Raw genomic sequence first — 19,432 nt, 5'->3', positions numbered from 1 at the left:
GTGGTGCGACTTGAGCCGGACTTGTTTTTACCCTATGGGGTATACTGCACAGATACAAGCTAAGTGACGCGCGCTGCTCGATAGAGTGAACCGCACGTGCACCACACGAACGGCCCGCCGAGGCGCAACCAGGGGCACCAGGGGAACCAGACGATGACACACGACACGACACCCGTCGAACCGACGGCGCTACCGCACGCTCCGGCTGGGCACAGCGCACTTCAGAAGCGCGTCGTGCGGGTGCTCATCGCCGGCCAGATCCTCGGCGGAATCGGCATGGGTGCGACCCTGTCGCTGGGCGCACTGCTGGCCGCCCAACTGTCGGGATCAAGTGCCTGGTCCGGTATGGCCGCCACCATGAGCACCCTCGGCGCGGCGATCGTGGCCGTGCCGCTTGCCCGGCTCGCGCAGGCCCGCGGACGTCGCGTGTCGCTCGCCACCGGCTCCCTCATGGCGGGCGCCGGCGCGGTGCTCGCGATCACCTCGGTGTCCGTCGATGTCTTCCCGCTGTTGCTTCTCGCGCTCATGTTGCTCGGCGCCGGTTCGGCCACCAACCTGCAGGCGCGCTTCGCCGCCACCGACCTCGCCACGACACGTTTTCGGGCCCGCGACCTGTCGGTCGTGGTCTGGTCGACGATGATCGGTGCCGTGCTCGGCCCCAATCTGTTCGGACCGGGCGAAGCGCTCGGCGCCGCCGTCGGGCTTCCGGCCATGACCGGAGCGTTCGCGTTCTCCTTCGCCGCCACTGTCGCCGCCGCCGTCGTCTACGCCCTCGGCCTGCGACCCGACCCCCTGCTCACCGCGCTGGCGGCGCGCACGACGAGCGCGGGCGTCCGTCGGGCCGGTGGCGGCCTGGCCATTTTGCGCGGCAACGCGGCCGCCCGGTATGCGGTGGTGGTCATCGCCCTCAGCCACGCGACCATGGTGGCGCTGATGTCGATGGCGCCGGTGCACCTGCGCGACCACGGCGCGACCCTCACGATCGTGGGGCTGACCATCAGCCTGCACGTGGCCGGGATGTACGCTCTCTCCCCCGTTTTCGGCGCGCTCTCCGACCGGCTGGGGCGCATTCCGGTCATTCTCGGCGGGCAGGCCCTGTTGCTCGTCGCTCTCGTTGTGGCCTGGCTCAGCGACGGATCGCAGGGCACCATGACCGTGAGCCTGATCTTCCTGGGACTGGGCTGGTCGGCATCCGTTGTGGCGGGTTCGGCGCTCGTGTCGGAGGCCGTCGACATTGAGGATCGCTCGTCGCTGCAGGGATTCTCCGACCTGTCCATGAACGCCGCCGGCGCGCTCGGCGGTGCAATTGCCGGGCCGATCCTTGCGCTGGCCGGGTATTCCACCCTCGGCCTGTGCGCGATGGCGCTCGTCGCCGTCGTGGTGGTCTGGTCGATCAAGCGGATGCGGCCAGCCGCGACTACGAGTCGGTGACCGTGATGCCGAAGCTTTTGAGCTTGCGGTAGAGGGACGACCGGGCGATTCCCAGGGACTCGGCGGCGCGCATCCGGTTGCCATCGGCTTTGTGCAGGGCGCCGACGATCAGGTCGCGCTCCCCAGCTTCGATCGCCGACAACAGCCGGGGTGCGCCGCCGTGGCAGTAGGCGGGCAGGTCTTCGGCCTGGATAGCACCGACCGGGCGGGTGAGCAGGGCCGTGTCGAGGGCTTCTTCGAGCTGACGGATGTTGCCCGGCCAGGGATAGCGTGAAATCACCCGCATCGCTCCAGCACTCACGGTGGCGGGGCGCAATCCGGCCCGGCGCGCGAGCACCCGGGTGACGATCTCGGGCAAATCGTCGATGCGGTGCCGGAGCGGCGCCACCGTGACCGACGTTTCGAAATGGTGCAGCAGGGTCGTGTACGGGAGTGCAGCGGCGAGGTCGGCTTGCAGGTCGGGTTGGGACACGGTGACGGCGACGCCTCGGGAGTAGGCAGTCGCCTGCCGGGTGACCAGAAACGTGTCGAGTTCCGCAGCGACTGCCGCGTTCAATCGATCGAAATTGCGAAAGATGTAGAGCATCGGCCGGGTAACGGCCAGGTCGGTTTCGATGACCGGGTGCAGGCCGTGCTCGTTGAGCTCCTCAGCGCTGAACACGACACTTCGGCCCAGCGGGGCGATCTGGCCGTAGAGTTCGGCGAGCAGCGACACCTTGCCGCCGCCGGCCTCCCCCAACACGAGCAGGGGTGTCCCGGCGGTGAGCGCGGTCACGACACTGCTCGCGGCCCGTTTGCCGAGCAGTGATGACACATCGTGGAGAACCGCCGACGACTCGGCGTTGTCCCCCGACATCGGTTCCTGCACCCGCTGCCCGCGCAGCGGAGGCAGCGTGAGCCTGGGCGCGGGTGCCGGCTCGGAGACGATGTCGACGACCACGACGATGCCCGCGACGTCCGGGCCCACCACGACGCGCTTGCCCCGAATCTGCACGACCTTGCCCGACGACAATTCGATCTGATCGACCGGCTGCCCCGGGGCGATCATCAGGTAGCGGGCGTGTTCGTGGATGGTCCATTGTTCAGCGGGGGCGAACAAACTTTGCGCCACCGCGTTTCCCATCACCACGGTGCCGCCGATCGCCATGACGGCGCCGCGTGTGCGGGCATCCACTCGCACGTACGCCTCGAACAGCGCCTGCTGCCGCTGGCTGCGATCGACGAGCAGGTTGCGCTCGATTTCATGGGCAGCCGAGCGCACCAGTGAATGCATGAGCGGGCTGGCGTCTTCACTCAGGCAGCTGATATCGAGCACCCCCTCCACCCGACCGGTGAGCGGGTCACGAATGGGGCTGCCGGCGCACGCGAACGGCTGCAGGTGCTCCAGAAAATGTTCCGGGCCCACGATGTAGAGCGGCTGGCCCGACTCAAGTACGGTGCCGATGCCGTTGGTACCCACGCTGGCCTCGGCATAGTTGAACCCCGGCGCGAGCGACACCTCGTCGAGCAGGGTTCCGATGGTCTTGTCGGTTTCGGAGCGGCTCAGAATTCTCGCTTTGTAGTCGGTCAGCACGATCGACAGCGGCATCTGGGCCATCTCATCGCTCAGCCGGGCGATGACCGGCTCGGAGCAGCGCATCAGTCGACCCGTGAGGTCCAGATCGCTGTGAAACACCGCCTGCGACGACACGGCGTCGACGCCGGCCGAGAACGACCGCTGCCAGGAAGCCGCCACCAGACCGGGAACGGATTGGGTCTCGGCGTGGCCGAACCGCAGAAAATCGGCGCGAGCAGCGGCAATCTTGATTCGCCGCTCGGCGACTCTATGCATATCGACTCCCTTGTGGACTCTGCAAGCATGCCCTCTGCGACCCCGAGAGCGCTAGCCGTTCAGTGTCCCAATGTGGGACACGCCACGTTTCAGCTGCGGGGTCATTCTTGCTGGAGTGACTCCCCAGGGAGCATCGGTCACTCACAACTGCATCGCAAAGGAGCGCTCATGGAACGATTGATCAACATCGACAACGGTGGAACTCTCACCGACATTGTCGTCGCCAGTGGCACGGATTTCACGTTCACCAAGACCCTCACCACCCCGGTCGACCTGTCGCAGTGCCTGTTCGACGCGATGACCAAGGCGTCGGTTCAGCTGTTCGGCGAGGCCAATCTGGCCGACCTGCTGCACTCGACCCAGCACATCCGCTATTCGTCGACGCAGGGCACCAATGCGCTCGTGCAGCGCAGGGGCCCCAAGATCGGGTTGATCACCGATGATTCCGCTCTGCCGAACGCGCTCGGCACGTCGGAAGAGACGGCGGGGCTGTTTCGGGATCTGATCGGCGCCCGCGTCGGAATCGTCTCCGCCGCCGGCACTCCGGAGGAACTCGCCCAGCAGCTCGTCGCCGAGATCAACCGGCTGACCACCGCCGGGGCCGAGCGGCTCGTCGTCGCGGGCCTCAGTGCCGAACGGGAGCACCTGTTCAAGCGCACCATGCTCAAGAACTTTCCCCGGCACCTGCTCGGTTCGGTACCAATTCTGTTCTCCCGCGAATTCGCCACTGATACCTCCCGCCAGCGCCAGGTTTGGTCGGGCATTCTCAACTCGTTTCTGCACCCCACGGTGGAGCGTTTTCTGTACAGCGCCGAGCACCGACTGCGTGCCTTCAAGGTGAAGAATCCGCTGCTGATCTACCGCAACGACGGTGCCTCGTCTCGCGTAGCCAAGTCGGTCGCGCTCAAGACCTACTCTTCCGGACCGCGCGGCGGGCTCGAGGGTACGCGGGCCCTCGCCGAGGCCTACGGGCTAGACAACGTGCTTATGATCGATGTCGGCGGGACCACAACGGATGTCGGCGCCGTTGCGAATCGGGCGATCGCCGTCGACCGGCGCGGTTCTATCCAGGGCGTCGACATATCCTACGAGATGAGCGATGTACGCTCAACCGGCGTCGGCGGCAGCTCGATCATCGCCGTGCACGACGGGGAGATCACCGTCGGGCCGGAGAGCGTCGGCGCGGCCCCCGGACCGGCCTGCTTCGGCTTCGGCGGTACCACAGCCACGATCACCGACGTCAATCTGCTGCTCGGTGTGCTCGACCCGGCCACCTATCTGAACGGCGAGATGGCCCTCGACGCCGACCGGTCCCGTTCAGTCATCGCCAAGACCGTCGCCGACCCGCTCGGAATCACCCTCGAGCAGGCGCTGATTCGCATGGAGGCCAGCTACTCCAGCCACCTGGCACGAGCCTTCGCCGACTTGGTCAGCCCGACCGGCGAGACGACGGTCGCCGCGTTCGGCGGCGGCGGGCCGATGAACGCCTGCGCCGCAGCCCGCATCGCCGGCGTGCGCAAGGTGCTCGTGCCGCGGCTCGCCGCGGTGTTCTCCGCTTACGGCATCAGCTTCTCCGACATCGCACAGTCCTATGAGACCAGTGTCACCGGTTTCTCGCCCGCCGAGATCGCGTCTGTGCGCACGTCAATGCAAGCGGATGCGGGCAAAGACATGTTCCAGGAAGGGCATGACCTGAGCGAGTGCGAACTCGACTGGTCGACGATCGTCGAAGACAGCGAGGAGATCCTCTCGCTCAAGGCGACGTTCCGGCTGCCGCACCCGACTATCGCGAACGGGGTTCCCGCCGCGGCGAGCGCCGCGGTCGCTGCCGGAACCCGGCAGGTGCGCGGGACCCCCACGCAGATCGACACCGTGGCCGTCTACCAACTCGACGACCAGAAGCCGGGCGCCACCGCGGCCGGACCGGCCATCGTCGAGGGGCCGTTCTTCACCGCACGCGTGCCGCTCGGCTGGACGCTCACCGTCTCCACGGCCGGCGACCTGCAACTCACCGACACGCTCTAACCCACTCGTGTTTCCCAAGGAAGGTACAAACACAATGCGCGTTCCCATGACCGAATACCTGCTCATCGACCTGGATACGGAGCGCTGGATCTGCCGCGTCTGCGCCCACGACTTCGGCGACGCCCGCGGTAACTACAAGGAAGGCACCCTGGTCTACGACCGGGACCCCCGGGAGATTCACCCCCCGGTGATCGACCCGGAAAAGTACGAATTTACGTTCTCCCCCGACCCCACGTTCTGCCGCATCCTGGAGTTTTACTGCCCCACCTGCGGCACCCAGATCGAGGCGGAATACCTGCCGCCGGGGCATCCGCCCACCGTCGACATGCTCTGGGACATCGACTCCCTGCGCGAAAAGTGGGAGGCCCACGGCGGCAACCCCGAAGAAGTCGTCAACTATGGTCCCGGGGAAAACGCCGAGACCGACCTCAGCGCCCGGTTCGATTCAGTGTCCGCACATTCCCACTCCCACAACACCGAAGGGCACTGACCGTGAAACGCATATCTGTAGACATCGGCGGCACGTTCAGCGACTGCTTCTTCGTCTGGGACGACGTGTACATCGAGTCGAAGGCGCTGACCACCCACCACAACCTCGCCCTCGGCTTCAATGAAGCCCTCGACCGGGCCTGCGAACGTGCCGGCATCAGCCGCGAAACCGCGCTCAAAGAGGTCGACTCGGTACGTTACGCCACCACCCTCGGCACCAACGCCCTGATCGAGGGTAAGGGTCCGCGGGTTGCCGCCATCGTCACCCACGGTTTCGAGGACACCATCCCGCTCTCCCGTGGCCGTGGTTACGGCGAAGGACTCGACGGGGTCAAGCAGGGCGATATGCCCGATGCCCAACGGCCGGACCCGCTCGTGCCGCGCCGTCTCATCCGCTCGGTTAAAGAACGCATCGACTCGGTCGGCGAGGTGCTCGTGCCGCTGATGTACGACGACGTGCGCACCCAGGTACGCGAACTCGTCGACAACGGTGCGGAGGCCATCGTCATTGCGCTGACCAACGCCACCGAGAATTCAGCGCACGAGGATCGCATTCTCGAGATTATTCTCGACGAGTACCCCACACACGAGCTCGGGTCGATTCCGGTGCTGCTGAGCAGCCAGGTCTCCGGCCGCAAGGGCGAATACGTGCGGGCTATGGCCACCGTCGTCGACGCTTTTTTGCACCAGACCATGTTTCACGCGCTGAATCAGCTCTCCAACAACCTGCGTGAGTCGGGCTACGAGAAGCCGATGCTCGTCATCCACAACTCGGGCGGCATGGCGCAGCCCAATTCAACGGATGCCCTGCAAACGATTCACTCCGGACCGATCGCCGGTGTCGGCGCGGCCCAACACCTATCAGAGTCGACCGGGCTCGGCGACGTCGTGTCGATGGACATGGGTGGCACCTCGTTCGACATCGGACTGGTACCGGAGGGCGGGGTACGGCACTACGACTTCCAGCCCACCATCGGGCGCTGGATGGTCTCGGCGCCGATGATCCACCTCAACACCCTCGGTGCCGGCGGCGGCTCGATCGCGGCCTACAACCGCATCCACCACGCCATTCAGATCGGGCCGGAGTCGGCCGGAAGCGACCCGGGCCCGGCCTGCTACGACCGCGGCGGGCTTCGCCCCACGGTCACCGACGCCGACCTCGTGCTCGGTTACCTCGACCCGGACAATTACGCCAACGGGCACATCAAGCTCAACAAGAAGCGGTCGATCTACGTGATCGACGAGACGCTCAGCGACGAGCTCGACCTGGACGCGGTCGAAGTGGCCAAGGTCATCAAGAAGACCGTCGACGAGCAGATGGCGATCGGAATAGAAAAGGAGCTGCGTTCGCGTGGAGGCCTGATCGAGGACTACACGATGCTCGCCTATGGCGGCAACGGCCCGCTGCACGCCTGTGGCATCGCGGCGAGCGCCGGCATCAGCCGCATCCTGTTTCCGCCGTTCGCGTCGGTGTTCTCGGCGCTCGGCGCCGGCAATATGCGACCGCTGCACATTCACGAGCGCAGCGCCTACGTCGTACTCTACGAAGCGATCAAGCGCAGCCTGTACAACCAGTACGACGCGCTCAACGGCTACATCGAGGAGCTCGAAGTTAAGGGCGCCGAAGACCTCGTGCGCCAGGGCTACGACCGGGCCGACGTGCGCTACCGCCTCGAAATGGACATGCGCTACGGCAACCAGCTCGTCACCACCGCCGTCGCGTTCGATATCAACCGGGTCAACGGGGTCGCGGATGTGCTGCACCTGATCAAGACGTTCTCCGAGATCTTCGGTGAGCGTTATGGCGAGGGAACCCAAGCACCGGAGGCAGGCATCCGGGTGCAGACCATTCGGGTCGCATCGTTCATCGAGGGCGAGGTGATTCAGTTCGAGTCGATCAAGATCGGCGGCGAGAAGACCAGGCCGGCCCCGGTCTCGCACCGGTCGGTGCACTTCACGAGCATCGACGGTGCGGTGGACACCCCCGTCTACGACGCCGAGGCGCTCAGACACGAGTACGTGATTCACGGACCGGCGATCGTCACGACCGAGAACACCACGTACCTGGTCGAGCCCGGCTGGCGCCTGGAGCCGACCGTGCAGGGGGCGGTATGGCTGCTGAGCGACTGACCACTTATTTTGTAGCGAACGCAAGCAAAGGAGCTTGAACATCATGACACTGACAACCGACCAGTTTGTACCCACCAGCGGAAACGACGACGACGCAGCCCAGCTGCTGACCGACCAGGAACAGCAGTGGGTCGACAAATTCATGGACGAGACCACCCTCTTTCTCGGACCAGACCCGGCCATCATGCGCCACCACGAGATCATGCCCCGCACCGCGTACGAGGAGGAGTGCATCGCGAACGGGATCAACCCGCTCGAGATCGACCGCATCCGCAAGCGCCTGGCTGGCGCCCTCGATGAGGCATTCGAGATGTGCGAGAGCATGGGCGCAGCGCCCGGCGCCAAGTGGGCCGACCTGTCCTGCGCTGTCTACACCGCAGAAGGCGACGTGACGTACCTCTCCAACCGCGGTGTGATCGCGTTCTCGGCGGTGCTGCACCACCCCATCCGCTACATCATGAAGAACTGGAAGGACGAGCCCACCGTCGGCATCAACGAGGGTGACGGCTTCTTCCACAACGACTCCCGCTTCGGCATGGTGCATAACACCGACCAGTCGATGCTGGTGCCGGTGATTCGTGGCGGCATCATCATCGCCTGGGTGGGAGCCACCATTCACGAGGGCGAGAACGGTGCCTGCGAGCCGGGCGGCATGCCGTCGGGCTCCGAGACGCCGTTCGACGACGGTCTGCGGGCCTCGCCGATCAAGATCGTGGAGAAGGGCCACCTGCGCCGCGACCTTCTGACGTTCCTGCAGCACTCCACCCGCGACCCGAAGCTCATGCTCGCCGACATCAAGGTGAAGATGGGCGCCGTCAAGCGCATCATGGACACCGTCGACCGCCTGATCGACGAAGTCGGGCAGGAAACCTTCGTCGCCTCCCTGCGCGTCACCGTTGAGGACGTCGAGACCGAGGTGCGCCGCCGCATCGGCGAACTCCCTGACGGCACGGTCACGTTCAATCAGTTCGTCGACTCGACGCTGAAGGAAAACATCCTGATCAAGTTCGCCTGCAAGATCACTATCAAGGGCGAACGCATGATCGTGGACCTCACCGGCACCGGCCCGGAGATTCTCAACCGAGCCATCAACTCGCCGCTCGCCTCGACGAAGTCGTTCATGGCGCAGGCCATCCTGTCGTACTGGTGGCCCGACCTGCCCCGCTCGACCGGGGCGCTGTCACCGATCGAGGTCATCACCGAGGAACACAGCTGGGCGGATGCCGGTTACGACGCCCCGGTAGGCCAGTCACTGCAGGCATCCTTCCGCGGTTTCTCGGCCCTGCAAACCGCGTTTGCCAAGATGCAGTTCTCCTCACCGCAGAAGTACTCCAACGTGGTCGCCCCCTGGTTCAACCAGATCAACGACTTTCTCTGGGGTGGCACCACGCAAAACGGCGAGCAGGTCGGCAACCTGTGCGCTGACCTCAACGGCATGGGCGGCGGCGCGAAGGCCTTCCGCGATGGCGAAGATGCCGTGGCTCCGCTGTTCTGCGCGATGGCCGACATCGGCGAGCAGGAAGTCATGGAAGAGGAAGTTCCCTTCCTGCAGCTCGTGAGCAAGCGTCTGGTGCGCGACAACCAGGGCTTCGGCAAGTTTCGCGGTGGCATGGGCTACGAGATGATCGTCGCCTCCCGCGGCACACCGAGCTGGGGTTTCATGACCGTGACGAGCGGGTCGAAGTTCTCCTCCGTACCCGGCATGTTCGGGGGCTACGGCTGCCCGGTGTATCCGCTCGCGATGGTGAAGAACGTCAACATCTACGACATCATCCAGAAGGACCCCTCACAGTTCAACCTGTCGATAGAACGGGTGATGAACGAGCAGCCGTTCGAGGGCGGCGACTACCAGTCCGCTCACATGGGACTGCAGTTCGACGTGGCGAAGGAGGGCGAGCTCTACATGATCGCCCAGGGAGCAGGTGGCGGTTACGGCGATGTGCTCGAGCGCGATCCTGAGCTCGTGGTCACCGACCTCGAACTCGACCGGATCAGCGCCCAGACTGCATCGACGATGTACGGCGTGGTCTGGGAACCGGAAACCTATGTGGTGCACGAGCAGGCCACGGTCGAACTGCGGGCCAAGATGCGACAGGACCGCATCAACCGCGGCACCCCCTATAAGGAATTCATCCAGGACTTCGTGAAGGAGGAGCCGCCGGCCGACCTGCTGTACTTCGGCTCCTGGGGCCAGGACGACGACGAAAACCTCATCGCCACCCACTGGGGCGGACTCGAGCCGGAGCGCGTTAAGGGCAAGCTCGAGGAGCTGCCGCTCATCATGGTTCCGGACCGTCGGGTGCTGAAGATCAGCAAGCTCGAGGCACGCGTGCGCGAACTCGAGCAGAAATACGGTGAGGTCATCGAGCACAAGTCCTGATTCTCAACCCTTGACTGGTGCTGCGGGGCCGTCTCCTTACGACCCCGCAGCCCGGGTCGAACGTGAACGATTGATTGATGGGAGACACCGTGACACTTTCACTGACTGAGCTGCTCGCCGAGCCCGTGTCCGGCCGCCGCCGGGCGGTCGTCCTAGACAGCCATGACTACGCCCAATCCGTTTTTCTGCAGGGCAAACCCGTGCCGTGGCAGGAGCCAATGGCCTACGCGAACTTCTTCGGCCAGGTTCAGGGTGTGCTGGGGTCTGACCTCGCGCTGCTCAGCCTCGACCGGTTCTACGCGCAGCGCGTCGCCGTCGACCCGGCACTGCAGGCGGCGATGAGTGCTAAGTCCCGCACCGGCTACGCCCTGCGCACCCTGCTCGGTGACGCCGAGACGACACAGTTCGTCATCGAGTTGGCCACGATCTTCAGCCAGACCCAGCGGGTACCTGTGGTTCTGCAGATTCCATCGCCGATGCGGTGGCTGGCGCGCACGCATCCGCTTTCTGGATCGGCGGACGTGTCCGGGCTCGACGCCGACCATGCCGAAAACGCGTCAATGTATGTCGCTGACTGGCTGCGCGGATTCGCCGCCCTGCCGTTGATGGCGGTGCTGCTGGACGATCGTGGCCCCGCTCTCGAGCCGGTGCCGCTGTCGACCTATTCGCCGATTGCGAACGTGACCGACCACTATCGGTGGGCGCTCGGCCAGCGGCACGAAGACCGGGTCGAGCTGCACGGCAGCCCACTGAGCGGGGCGGTGATCGCCGCGGATTTCTGGGCGACCGACACTGCCGTACTGCCGGACGGCGATTTTCTGATCGGTGAGGTGCCGCGCCAGGCGGTTCCCGAGCGGGTCTTGAGCCGCATCTCGGCACTGGTCTGAAACGGATGCCGCCGGTCGCGAATGACGCGGCCGGCGGCGTCCGTCGTGCTGGATTCAGGCGGAACGCCGCCGGCCCGCGGCCGCTTCCCGCTCCAGCGGGGTGGCCATCGCCAGCGGAATGTTCAGAAAGTCGACGACCGGTTGGAACGCCCGAAACCGTTCAATGACGAGGTCGGTGAAATTCTCATGGAGCGCGACGTCGCCGGGTAGGTGGCCGACCAGGGCCCAGCTGCGATTGAGCAGCAGGTCGCCTGCCGGATGCTCCACCGGAAAGCCCCGCGGCGGGCGGATAAGCTTGTTGCCACCAAACGGTTGCGCCAGTGCTTCGAGCGCTGGCGCAGCGAGCAGCGAGCGCAGCTCGACGTGATGATCGAGCACGTAGTCGCGAATCGCCCGAAGTTGCGGCGGCTGCGGACTATAGGCACCGCCGGCCATCATGACGCCGTGCACGCCGACCTGCAGAAAGTATCCCGCTCCCCCTGCCTTCTCAAGTCCACGGGGTGGCCAGTGGGCGGCCAGGTGCGTCTTGTACGGCGACTTGTCATTCGAGAATCGCACGTCACGATAGATGCGCATCATGGCCTTGTTCGGCGGGCGCACGCACTCAGCGGCGAAGTCGCCCAATGATACGTTGATTCGCTCGATGACCGCGAGCATCCGCTCTTTCAACTCCTGCTCGTAGATCGGCTTGTGCTCCTGGAACCACTCGCGCTCGTTGCGATGCTCGAGTTCGTCGAGAAAGTCGAATGTCTGTTCGCTGAAGTGAGGGCCCACCACGCGAGACTACGCCTTTGCGGCTGCCTTGGCTGCGCGCTTGGTCTCGCGTACGCGGGTGAGCGATTCTGGGTCGACGATGTCGGCCACCGATCGGAACGATCCGTCCTCGCCATAGGGAGCGGATGCCTCGCGCCAGCCGGCCGCGTCGATCCCGAGTCGCTTGCCGAGAAGCGCGAGGAAGATTTTCGCCTTCTGCTCGCCAAACCCGGGCAGCGCCTTCAGCCGGCGCAGGATCGCCTTTCCGTCGGGGTTGTCCTCGGTCCAGATTGAGGCCGTATCGCCGTTCCAGGTGCTGACGATGGCCCCGGCCACCGACTGGGTGCGTGCCGCCATCGAGCCCGGGTAGCGGTGCACGGCCGGCGAGGTACGGAACACTTCGGCGAAGGCATCGGTATCGAAGTCGGCGATCGCCTTGGGTTCGATGCTGCCGATCCGCTCGCGGATCTTGGCCGGACCGGCAAAGGCCGTTTCCATGGAAACCTGCTGGTCGAGCAGCATTCCGATCAGCAGGGCGAACGGATTCTCGCTGAGGAGGGCGTCGGCGGAGTCATCGCCGGTGATGTGCAACGTCGTCATGGGCACCAGTCTGCCACCGACCCCGGGTTGCGGCTGACCCCTAGTCGACTCAGTACGGAACAGAGCTAATAGCGCCGACGCCGACTCAATGCCCGCCGGAGCACCGTGCTCGCGCCCGTCGCCCACAAGGCCCACAACACCAGGAGCGGCTGGAAGAGCAGGCGGAGGAAGCGGCTTTGGTCGGTATCGAGGCCGAACGCGTCAGTTTTCGTCACGTACTGCGAAATGTTTCCGGGAAAGATGGCAATGAAAAAGGCCGCGACGACAAATCCCACCAGCACGCGCTGCTTCGACGCGACCAAGAGCGCCACGCCGAGGGTGATCTCCACCACGCCGGAGCCGAGCACGACCAAGTCGTCGTTGAGTGGTACCCAGTCCGGAACCTGCGCCTGGAATTCCTCCCGAGCGACCGTGAGGTGGGTCGTGCCGGCACCGGCGAGTGCCAACCCCAACGCAATCCGGGCCACCGCGCGTGGGGCCGAGCGAGTGACGGACGTGCGAGTACCGGACGTGCGGGGTCTCGGCGTGGCATTCTCAGTCATCCCAGAACGCTAGCACTCGGCTCGATCGGCTGGCACAATGCAGTCGGCCGTGCTACTCCCTGCCGTCCTCAAGAGGGATGAGCATGGTTCGGAACGGACCGGCACCAGCGTGGAGATCCCAGATGCGATCGGCGACACCGTCGATGCCGTTATCAAGCTGAAGCTGTGGAATGCCGCCGGGAATCACAAGCTGATTGACCCGGATACCCTCACCCTCGAGGGCGTCGTGGAGCATCTCGCCGTAGGCACTCTCGGACGGAAATGCGACCGACGTGCCGGCGAAACCGGCCCGGGCCTTGACGGAGGTTCCGCCGTTGATCATGATGATGCTGCCGCTTCCGGCCTGCCGCATCGTGGGGAGCACCGCACGCACCGCGTGGATGAGTCCCAGGGCAGAAAACTGCAGAGCCTCCAGCGCCAACTCCGGAGTCAGATCGAGCACCGGCTTCAGATATGCACGTGACGGAAGCGGGCTGTACTGCAAGGCCGTAATTGGCCCAAGTTCGTCGGCGGCCCGCGTCAGAGCAGCTTCGAGCGAAACCGGCGTGAGCACATCCGCAGCGTAAGCACCCGCGGTGAAGCCGGCAGCGGTGAGCTCGGCTGCCATACCGTCCAACTTCGCCTGGTTTCTGGATATCAGGGCAATGGCGAAGCCTTCGCGCCCGAATTTTCGCGCAACTGCCGCGCCGAGTCCTGGTCCGGCTCCAATGATGGCGATGACGGGCACGGTGCTCTCCTTCGATTTATGCTGCGATGACTTTCGCGAGAAGGCTCGAGCCTAAACGTTGAACCTGAACTCCACCACGTTCCGAAGTCGAATCACCGGTTCCGCGAGCGTGAAATGCGTTCCAGCTCGCACACGGTTTGGTCGAGCCCCGTCGTGTTGTCTCGCACGGGGGCATCCTGTCGGGTGGCTCGGGGTCCACCCACTCGTCAAAATCATCGGAGGCAACGGATTCATGCGCCCGCGACCAGAGCCGCGTGGCGGGCTCATAGGTGTTCATGATCATTTCGCAATCGCAACAACACGCTCCCATCGCTGAGAGCCGCGCAAGAAGTTCCCTGGCGCGACATTCGCCGGCCGCGGGAGTCATGAGCGTCGAGGCGGCATCGTGAAGGATCAGCTCTGCCCGTTCGGTGATCGATATGCGTTCCATGTGGACACCCTGTCACGCACCTCAGACATCGGAATTCGACCACGTTCCGACGGTGAAAAATACTCGTCGTTGAACAGCCGCCCCAGCTGGTCGAAGTCTCGCGCCCCCCAACGCATCGTGCGCGACTACCTCGATCGAGGGATCTGTCACGCGACCTTCAGCGGTGTGATCGATGCAACTTTGTCCCGCAGCGCCCGGCGCTCGCGACGCAGCTCATAGTTGGACTGCAGGTTCATCCAGAACTCTTCCGAAGTTCCGAAGTACCGCGCCAGGCGGATCGCCGTGTCGGCCGTGATGCCCCGCTTGCCGTGAACGATCTCATTGATCCGGCGCGGCGGCACCCCAATGCTGACCGCGAGCTTGTTCTGCGTGATCCCGAATCCAGCGATGAAGTCCTCCATCAGGATCTCTCCCGGATGGATCGGCTCGATCAGGTCATCCTCAGTGGTAGTCGACGAGTTCGACATTGTCCGCTCCTCCTTCTCTCCAGACGAAGCAGATGCGCCACTGGGCGTTCACCCGGATGCTGTACTGACCTCGACGGTCACCGACCAGCCGCTCCAAACGATTCCCCGGAGGGATCCGAAGATCCTCGATATCCTTGGCCGCATTGACTAACTCGAGTTTCCGCAGGGTCGCGCGCTGGACGGTCCGGTCGACACCCTTGACGTACTGCTCGTGCCAGATCTTTCCAGTGTCCTTGTTGCCGAACGACCTGATCACACGACAAGTGTATGACGCAGCGCGTTAATAACGCTAGACGTTGAACCGGAACTCCACGACGTCGCCGTCCTGCATGACGTATTCCTTGCCCTCGATACGGGCCTTGCCCTTGGAACGGGCCTCGGCGATCGAACCGGCAGCCATGAGGTCTTCGAAGGAGAAGATCTCGGCCTTGATGAAGCCCTTCTGGAAGTCGGTGTGGATGACTCCGGCGGCCTGCGGCGCAGTCCAGCCCTTGTGAATGGTCCAGGCGCGGCATTCTTTCGGACCGGCCGTGAGGTAGGTCTGCAAGCCGAGGGTGTCGAAGCCGATGCGGGCGAGCTGGTCGAGACCGCTCTCGGCCTGGCCGGTCGAGGCGAGCATTTCAGCGGCATCCTCGGCGTCGAGTTCGCTCAGTTCACTCTCGAGCTTGGCGTCGAGGAACACGGCGTTAGCCGGAGCAACGAGCGCGGCTAAGGCGCCGAGTTTGGCCTGGTCCTGCAGAACGGCCTCGTCCACGTTGAAGACGTAGATGAACGGCTTCGCGGTCAGCAGACCGAGTTCGCGAATCGGCTCGATGTCGAGCGTCGCCGCGGACAGCGGCTGGCCACCGTCGAGAATGGCCTGCGCCTTGATCGCGGTCTCAAGCACGAGCGGCGGCAGCTTCCGCCCCTTGACCTCTTTCTCGAAACGCAGCACGGCCTTCTCCAGGGTCTGCAGGTCAGCGAGGATCAGCTCGGTGTTGATCGTCTCCATGTCGCCGGCCGGGTTGACCTTGCCGTCGACGTGCACCACGTCGGGGTCGGCGAATCCGCGAATGACCTGGGCGATGGCGTCCGCTTCGCGAATGTTGGCGAGGAACTTGTTGCCGAGCCCCTCCCCCTCGCTCGCGCCACGCACGATGCCGGCGATGTCGACGAACGACACCGGCGCCGGCAGCAGGGTTTTGCTGCCATAGATGGTCGCCAGGTCGGCCAGGCGCGAATCGGGAAGGTTCACGATTCCAACGTTGGGCTCGATCGTGGCGAACGGGTAGTTCGCGGCGAGCACGTTGTTCTTGGTCAGGGCGTTGAACAGGGTGGACTTGCCCACATTGGGGAGTCCGACGATTGCAATTGTAAGAGCCACGAGAGACCAGTCTACCGGCCACGTCTGCGCGGGCTCTGTCGGTGGCCCGTGAGACCATAAGGCGTGCTGAATTTCACCGCGATCGATTTCGAAACCGCCAACTCCTCAGGCGCCTCCGCGTGCTCAGTAGGGATGGTGAAAGTGCGTGACGGCGTGGTCGTCGATTCGGCCTACTGGCTCATTGCACCGCCGCCCGGCCACGACGAGTTCTCCGAGTGGAACACGCGCATCCACGGCATCACCACAGCGGACGTCGTGGGTGCTGCCAGCTGGCCCGACCAGCTTCCGCAGTTGGTCGCCTTCGTCGGCGACGACTATCTCGTGGCCCACAACGCCGGTTTCGACTTGGGCGTGGTCAAGACGGCATCGCTCGTGACCGGCCAGCCGGTTCCCGATTTTCGCTATGTCTGCAGCCTGCAGGTAGCCCGGCGCACCTATCACCTGGAGTCGTACCGTCTGCCGGTCGCGGCCATGGCGGCCGGCTTCGAGGACTTCTCGCACCACAACGCGCTGGCCGACGCCGAGGCGTGTGCGGCCATCATGATCCACGCGGCGGGGCGTCACGAGGTCGACACGATCGAGCAACTGGCCCACGTGACCCGGGTGAAGGTCGGCGTGATCGGGCCGGTGGCCACGCAGGAGCACGCCTCGACGCACGGTCCGATGGCGCTCAGCTAAGTAGATTCTGCGCAGCGTTTCTCCCGGTCCGAGTGTCATCCGGCGATGTCGGTGGTCGCTGGCAGACTTAAAGCATGGATCCACTGCTGAGTTTGATCGTCGGTCTCGTCGTCGGTGCCGCGCTGGGCGCCCTGTTGGCCATGGTGCTGCTGCAACGCAAACGCTCGGGTATCCCCGGCGTTGAAACCGCCGACCCCGCCGTGCTCGAAGCCCATCATCAGGTAGACCTCGCCGAAGCACGAGCGAGCGAGGCCACGGTTCGCGCGGCCCTGCAGAGTGAGCTGTCGGCCGCTCTCGCCACCGTCGACGGACTCTCGGCGCAGATCGAGCACGACCGGGCCAGTGCGCGCGAAACCGTCGAACGGCAGCGCTCCGACCAACTGCTGCAGTCCGAGCGGGAGAAGCGCGAACACCTCGTGTTGGAGGCCCTCAGCCCCGTGCGTGAGACGCTGCGCACGATGCAGGAGAAAGTCACCGAACTCGAGACGCAGCGCAGCGAACAGTACGGCTCCCTCTCTGAACAGCTCAAGCAGGCGCAAATCTCGGATCAGCAATTGCGGGTGACCACCGAGTCGCTTGCGAGCGCCCTGCGTTCCAACAGCACCCGCGGTGTCTGGGGCGAGACCCAGCTGCGGCGCGTCGTGGAGGCCGCCGGTCTGGCCCAGTACGTCGACTTCAATACGCAGACCAACATCACAACGGATGCCGGCCTTGGCCGACCCGACATGGTCGTGCGGCTGCCCGGCAATAAGTCGATCGCGATCGATGCCAAGGTTCCGCTCGAGCACTACATCGAGGCCAGCACCATTCCCTATACGGCCACCGGCGAAGAGGGTGCCCGACGCAAGCTACTGATCGACAAGCACGTGAAGGCCGTGCGCGCTCACATTGACGCGTTGGCCAAGAAGACCTACTGGGAAGGCTTCGATGCCAGCCCCGAGTTCGTGATCGCCTTCATTCCGAGCGAATCCCTGCTCTCCGCTGCGCTCGAAGCCGACCCGTCGATTCTCGACTATTCGTTCAGCAAACGGGTAGCCCTGGCGTCACCGGTGAACCTGTGGGCGGTGCTGAAGACGGTAGCTTTCACCTGGCAGCAGCAGGCCGTCACCGATGAGGCGCAGAAACTCTTCGATCTCGGCAACGCCCTGTACCAACGGCTCGGTGCGCTCAGCGGCCACGCGGAGTCGTTGCGAAAGGCGCTGGAGCGCACGGTGGACAGCTACAACAAATTCGCCAACTCACTCGAATCCCGGGTTCTTGTCACCGCGCGGCAGTTTCCGGGAATCGACCAGACCAAGATCGGGCTGCTCACCGAACCGGCAATCATTCACGATTCGCCGCGCAAGCTGACCGCACCCGAGCTGGAGGCGCCGGCGTCCGAATCCGACGAACTTGACCTGCCCGTTCAACTGGACGGCGTTCAACTGGACGGCGTTCAACTGGACGGCGTTCAACTGGACGGCGTTCAACTGGACGGCGCTGAATTGAATGAGGCCAGACACAGCGTGATCGACCGGCGTCTCGCTGATGCCGACGAATCGGATTCCGAGGTACACGTTTAAGTCAGCGACAGAGGATGCGAACGAAGAAACTGCACGCCTCGAGTCTGAACGAACAGACCCGAGGCATGCAGTTTGGGTTACGAGCCCGTTTTGCTTGCGAGCCCGTTTCGTTTACAGGCCCGAGCCGGTCGACGTGACTATAGCCACTTCTCGGCGAGGTGCTCGGCGATGACTCGACGGGCCGTGCCCGAACGCGAGCGCAGCACGATGCTTTCGGTGCGGATCATCGGGCCCTTGCGACGCACGCCGTCGACGAGTCCGCCGTCGGTCACGCCGGTCGCCACGAAGAACGTGTTGTCGCCGCTGACCATGTCGTCGATCTCGAGCAGCTTGTCGATGTCGAGACCGGCCGCAACGCCACGGGCACGCTCAGCGTCGTCCTTCGGAGCCAGGCGTCCCTGCATGTAGCCGCCGAGCGCCTTGAGCGCGCAGGCCGTGGTGATGCCTTCCGGGCTTCCGCCGATGCCGACGCACATGTCGATGCGGGTCTCGTAGCGGGCAGCGTTGATACCGCCGGCCACGTCGCCGTCGAGCATAAGGCGGGTTCCGGCACCGGCGCTGCGAATCGCGTCGATCAGGCCGGCGTGGCGGGGGCGGTCGAGAACGGCAACCGTCAGCTCCCCGACTGGCTTCTTCAATGCCTTGGCAAGCTCACGCAGGTTGTCGGCGATCGACTGGTCGAGGCTGACGACGCCGCGACCGGCTGCACCGGTGACGATCTTGTCCATGTAAAAGATCGACGAGGCGTCCAGCATGGTGCCGCGGTCCGACACGGCGATGACCGAGACGGCGTTCTGGCGGCCCGCTGCGGTCAGGCTCGTTCCGTCGATGGGGTCCACGGCGATGTCGCAAGCGGGGCCACGGCCGTTGCCGACGTGCTCACCGTTGAAAAGCATGGGGGCTTCGTCTTTTTCGCCCTCACCGATGACGATGAGTCCGTCGAAGTTGACGGTGCCGAGGAAGGCGCGCATGGCGTCGACGGCGGCCTTGTCGGCGGCGTTCTTGTCGCCGCGGCCGATGAAGGGCACGGCACGGATAGCGGCGGCCTCGGTGGCGCGCACGAGCTCCATCGCGAGGTTACGGTCGGGGTGTTGAAACAGAGTGGCGGTCTCGGTGCTGTTCAAAAGGTCCTCCCGG

General features: G+C 64.7%; 17 protein-coding genes. 8 read left to right on the top strand and 9 right to left on the bottom strand.

Translation table 11 applies throughout. The features are described 5' to 3' along the window. Positions 1–153: 153 nt before the first annotated feature. Positions 154–1,431 (top strand): MFS transporter, encoded by a 1,278-nt coding sequence (locus QMF22_RS12800; protein ID WP_283454188.1) that lies wholly within the window; start codon positions 154–156, stop codon positions 1,429–1,431. On the opposite strand, the gene QMF22_RS12795 is transcribed toward QMF22_RS12800, so the two are convergent. Next, positions 1,418–3,262 carry a sigma-54-dependent Fis family transcriptional regulator gene (locus tag QMF22_RS12795; protein WP_283454186.1) on the bottom strand — a complete coding sequence of 615 codons (1,845 nt, stop codon included), beginning with the start codon at positions 3,260–3,262 and terminating at the stop codon, positions 1,418–1,420. The two genes, QMF22_RS12800 and QMF22_RS12795, sit on opposite strands and share 14 nt — an antisense overlap. 168 nt (positions 3,263–3,430) lie before the next feature. On the opposite strand from QMF22_RS12795, the gene QMF22_RS12790 reads away from it, so the two are divergent. From QMF22_RS12790 to QMF22_RS12770, 5 genes are all read left to right on the top strand, one after another. Then, positions 3,431–5,287, top strand: coding sequence for a hydantoinase/oxoprolinase family protein (locus QMF22_RS12790; RefSeq protein WP_283454184.1), 1,857 nt, complete (start codon positions 3,431–3,433; stop codon positions 5,285–5,287). Positions 5,288–5,333: 46 nt separating this feature from the next. Further along, positions 5,334–5,777, top strand: a complete 444-nt coding sequence (locus tag QMF22_RS12785; RefSeq protein WP_283454182.1) for an acetone carboxylase subunit gamma — start codon at positions 5,334–5,336, stop codon at positions 5,775–5,777. Between the two features lie 2 nt (positions 5,778–5,779). Further along, entirely contained in the window at positions 5,780–7,906 is a 2,127-nt protein-coding gene (locus QMF22_RS12780; protein WP_283454180.1) for a hydantoinase/oxoprolinase family protein, read from the top strand. 43 nt (positions 7,907–7,949) lie between these two features. After that, positions 7,950–10,286, top strand: coding sequence for a hydantoinase B/oxoprolinase family protein (locus tag QMF22_RS12775; RefSeq protein ID WP_283454178.1), 2,337 nt, complete (start codon positions 7,950–7,952; stop codon positions 10,284–10,286). Positions 10,287–10,375: 89 nt separating this feature from the next. Further along, on the top strand, positions 10,376–11,173 hold the full coding sequence (locus tag QMF22_RS12770; protein ID WP_283454176.1) for a hypothetical protein: 798 nt from the start codon (positions 10,376–10,378) through the stop codon (positions 11,171–11,173). A 54-nt stretch (positions 11,174–11,227) separates the two neighbouring features. Here QMF22_RS12770 and QMF22_RS12765 read toward each other — a convergent pair whose 3' ends face one another. The 7 genes from QMF22_RS12765 to ychF form a co-directional block, all read right to left on the bottom strand. Next, on the bottom strand, positions 11,228–11,947 hold the full coding sequence (locus QMF22_RS12765) for a DUF2461 domain-containing protein (RefSeq protein WP_283454173.1): 720 nt from the start codon (positions 11,945–11,947) through the stop codon (positions 11,228–11,230). A gap of 9 nt (positions 11,948–11,956) precedes the next feature. After that, complete coding sequence (locus QMF22_RS12760; protein ID WP_283454171.1) at positions 11,957–12,526, bottom strand: HhH-GPD-type base excision DNA repair protein; 570 nt, start codon at positions 12,524–12,526, stop codon at positions 11,957–11,959. Between the two features lie 65 nt (positions 12,527–12,591). Then, positions 12,592–13,068: a DoxX family protein gene (locus QMF22_RS12755; protein WP_283454169.1), complete on the bottom strand. Its 477-nt coding sequence runs from the start codon at positions 13,066–13,068 to the stop codon at positions 12,592–12,594. A gap of 52 nt (positions 13,069–13,120) precedes the next feature. Next, the gene (locus QMF22_RS12750) at positions 13,121–13,795 is read right to left on the bottom strand and encodes an SDR family NAD(P)-dependent oxidoreductase (protein ID WP_283454167.1); all 675 of its coding nucleotides are present in this window, start codon (positions 13,793–13,795) and stop codon (positions 13,121–13,123) included. 576 nt (positions 13,796–14,371) lie between these two features. Next, positions 14,372–14,692, bottom strand: coding sequence for a HigA family addiction module antitoxin (locus QMF22_RS12745; RefSeq protein WP_283454164.1), 321 nt, complete (start codon positions 14,690–14,692; stop codon positions 14,372–14,374). Beyond that, positions 14,667–14,948 (bottom strand): type II toxin-antitoxin system RelE/ParE family toxin, encoded by a 282-nt coding sequence (locus QMF22_RS12740; protein WP_283454162.1) that lies wholly within the window; start codon positions 14,946–14,948, stop codon positions 14,667–14,669. The genes QMF22_RS12745 and QMF22_RS12740 overlap by 26 nt, the downstream gene beginning before the upstream one ends. A 33-nt stretch (positions 14,949–14,981) precedes the next feature. Next, positions 14,982–16,055, bottom strand: a complete 1,074-nt coding sequence (gene ychF / locus QMF22_RS12735) for a redox-regulated ATPase YchF (RefSeq protein WP_283454158.1) — start codon at positions 16,053–16,055, stop codon at positions 14,982–14,984. Between the two features lie 63 nt (positions 16,056–16,118). Here ychF and QMF22_RS12730 point away from each other — a divergent pair, with 63 nt between their 5' ends. After that, positions 16,119–16,733 carry an exonuclease domain-containing protein gene (locus tag QMF22_RS12730; RefSeq protein ID WP_283454156.1) on the top strand — a complete coding sequence of 205 codons (615 nt, stop codon included), beginning with the start codon at positions 16,119–16,121 and terminating at the stop codon, positions 16,731–16,733. A 74-nt stretch (positions 16,734–16,807) separates the two neighbouring features. Then, the gene (locus QMF22_RS12725) at positions 16,808–18,295 is read left to right on the top strand and encodes a DNA recombination protein RmuC (RefSeq protein ID WP_283454154.1); all 1,488 of its coding nucleotides are present in this window, start codon (positions 16,808–16,810) and stop codon (positions 18,293–18,295) included. Positions 18,296–18,432: 137 nt separating this feature from the next. Here the strand turns inward: QMF22_RS12725 and glpX are convergent, their stop codons facing one another. After that, a complete protein-coding gene (gene glpX / locus QMF22_RS12720) occupies positions 18,433–19,365 on the bottom strand; it encodes a class II fructose-bisphosphatase (RefSeq protein WP_283454666.1) in 933 nt (310 codons plus the stop codon). Positions 19,366–19,432: the final 67 nt, after the last annotated feature.

It is taken from the genome of Cryobacterium sp. PH31-L1, assembly GCF_030063145.1.
In the GTDB taxonomy this organism is placed as follows: domain Bacteria; phylum Actinomycetota; class Actinomycetes; order Actinomycetales; family Microbacteriaceae; genus Cryobacterium.
This window is presented reverse-complemented; position numbering and strand designations above follow the sequence as displayed.

Excerpts from the sequence above, each read along its gene's own strand:
- QMF22_RS12785 (WP_283454182.1), top strand. The coding sequence starts at position 5,334 with ATGACCGAATACCTGCTCATCGACCTGGATACGGAGCGCTGGATCTGC.
- QMF22_RS12725 (WP_283454154.1), top strand. The coding sequence starts at position 16,808 with ATGGATCCACTGCTGAGTTTGATCGTCGGTCTCGTCGTCGGTGCCGCG.
- QMF22_RS12745 (WP_283454164.1), bottom strand. The coding sequence starts at position 14,692 with ATGTCGAACTCGTCGACTACCACTGAGGATGACCTGATCGAGCCGATC.
- glpX (WP_283454666.1), bottom strand. The coding sequence starts at position 19,365 with ATGGAGCTCGTGCGCGCCACCGAGGCCGCCGCTATCCGTGCCGTGCCC.
- QMF22_RS12800 (WP_283454188.1), top strand. The coding sequence starts at position 154 with ATGACACACGACACGACACCCGTCGAACCGACGGCGCTACCGCACGCT.
- QMF22_RS12795 (WP_283454186.1), bottom strand. The coding sequence starts at position 3,262 with ATGCATAGAGTCGCCGAGCGGCGAATCAAGATTGCCGCTGCTCGCGCC.
- QMF22_RS12760 (WP_283454171.1), bottom strand. The coding sequence starts at position 12,526 with ATGACGACGTTGCACATCACCGGCGATGACTCCGCCGACGCCCTCCTC.
- QMF22_RS12775 (WP_283454178.1), top strand. The coding sequence starts at position 7,950 with ATGACACTGACAACCGACCAGTTTGTACCCACCAGCGGAAACGACGAC.
- QMF22_RS12790 (WP_283454184.1), top strand. The coding sequence starts at position 3,431 with ATGGAACGATTGATCAACATCGACAACGGTGGAACTCTCACCGACATT.
- QMF22_RS12755 (WP_283454169.1), bottom strand. The coding sequence starts at position 13,068 with ATGACTGAGAATGCCACGCCGAGACCCCGCACGTCCGGTACTCGCACG.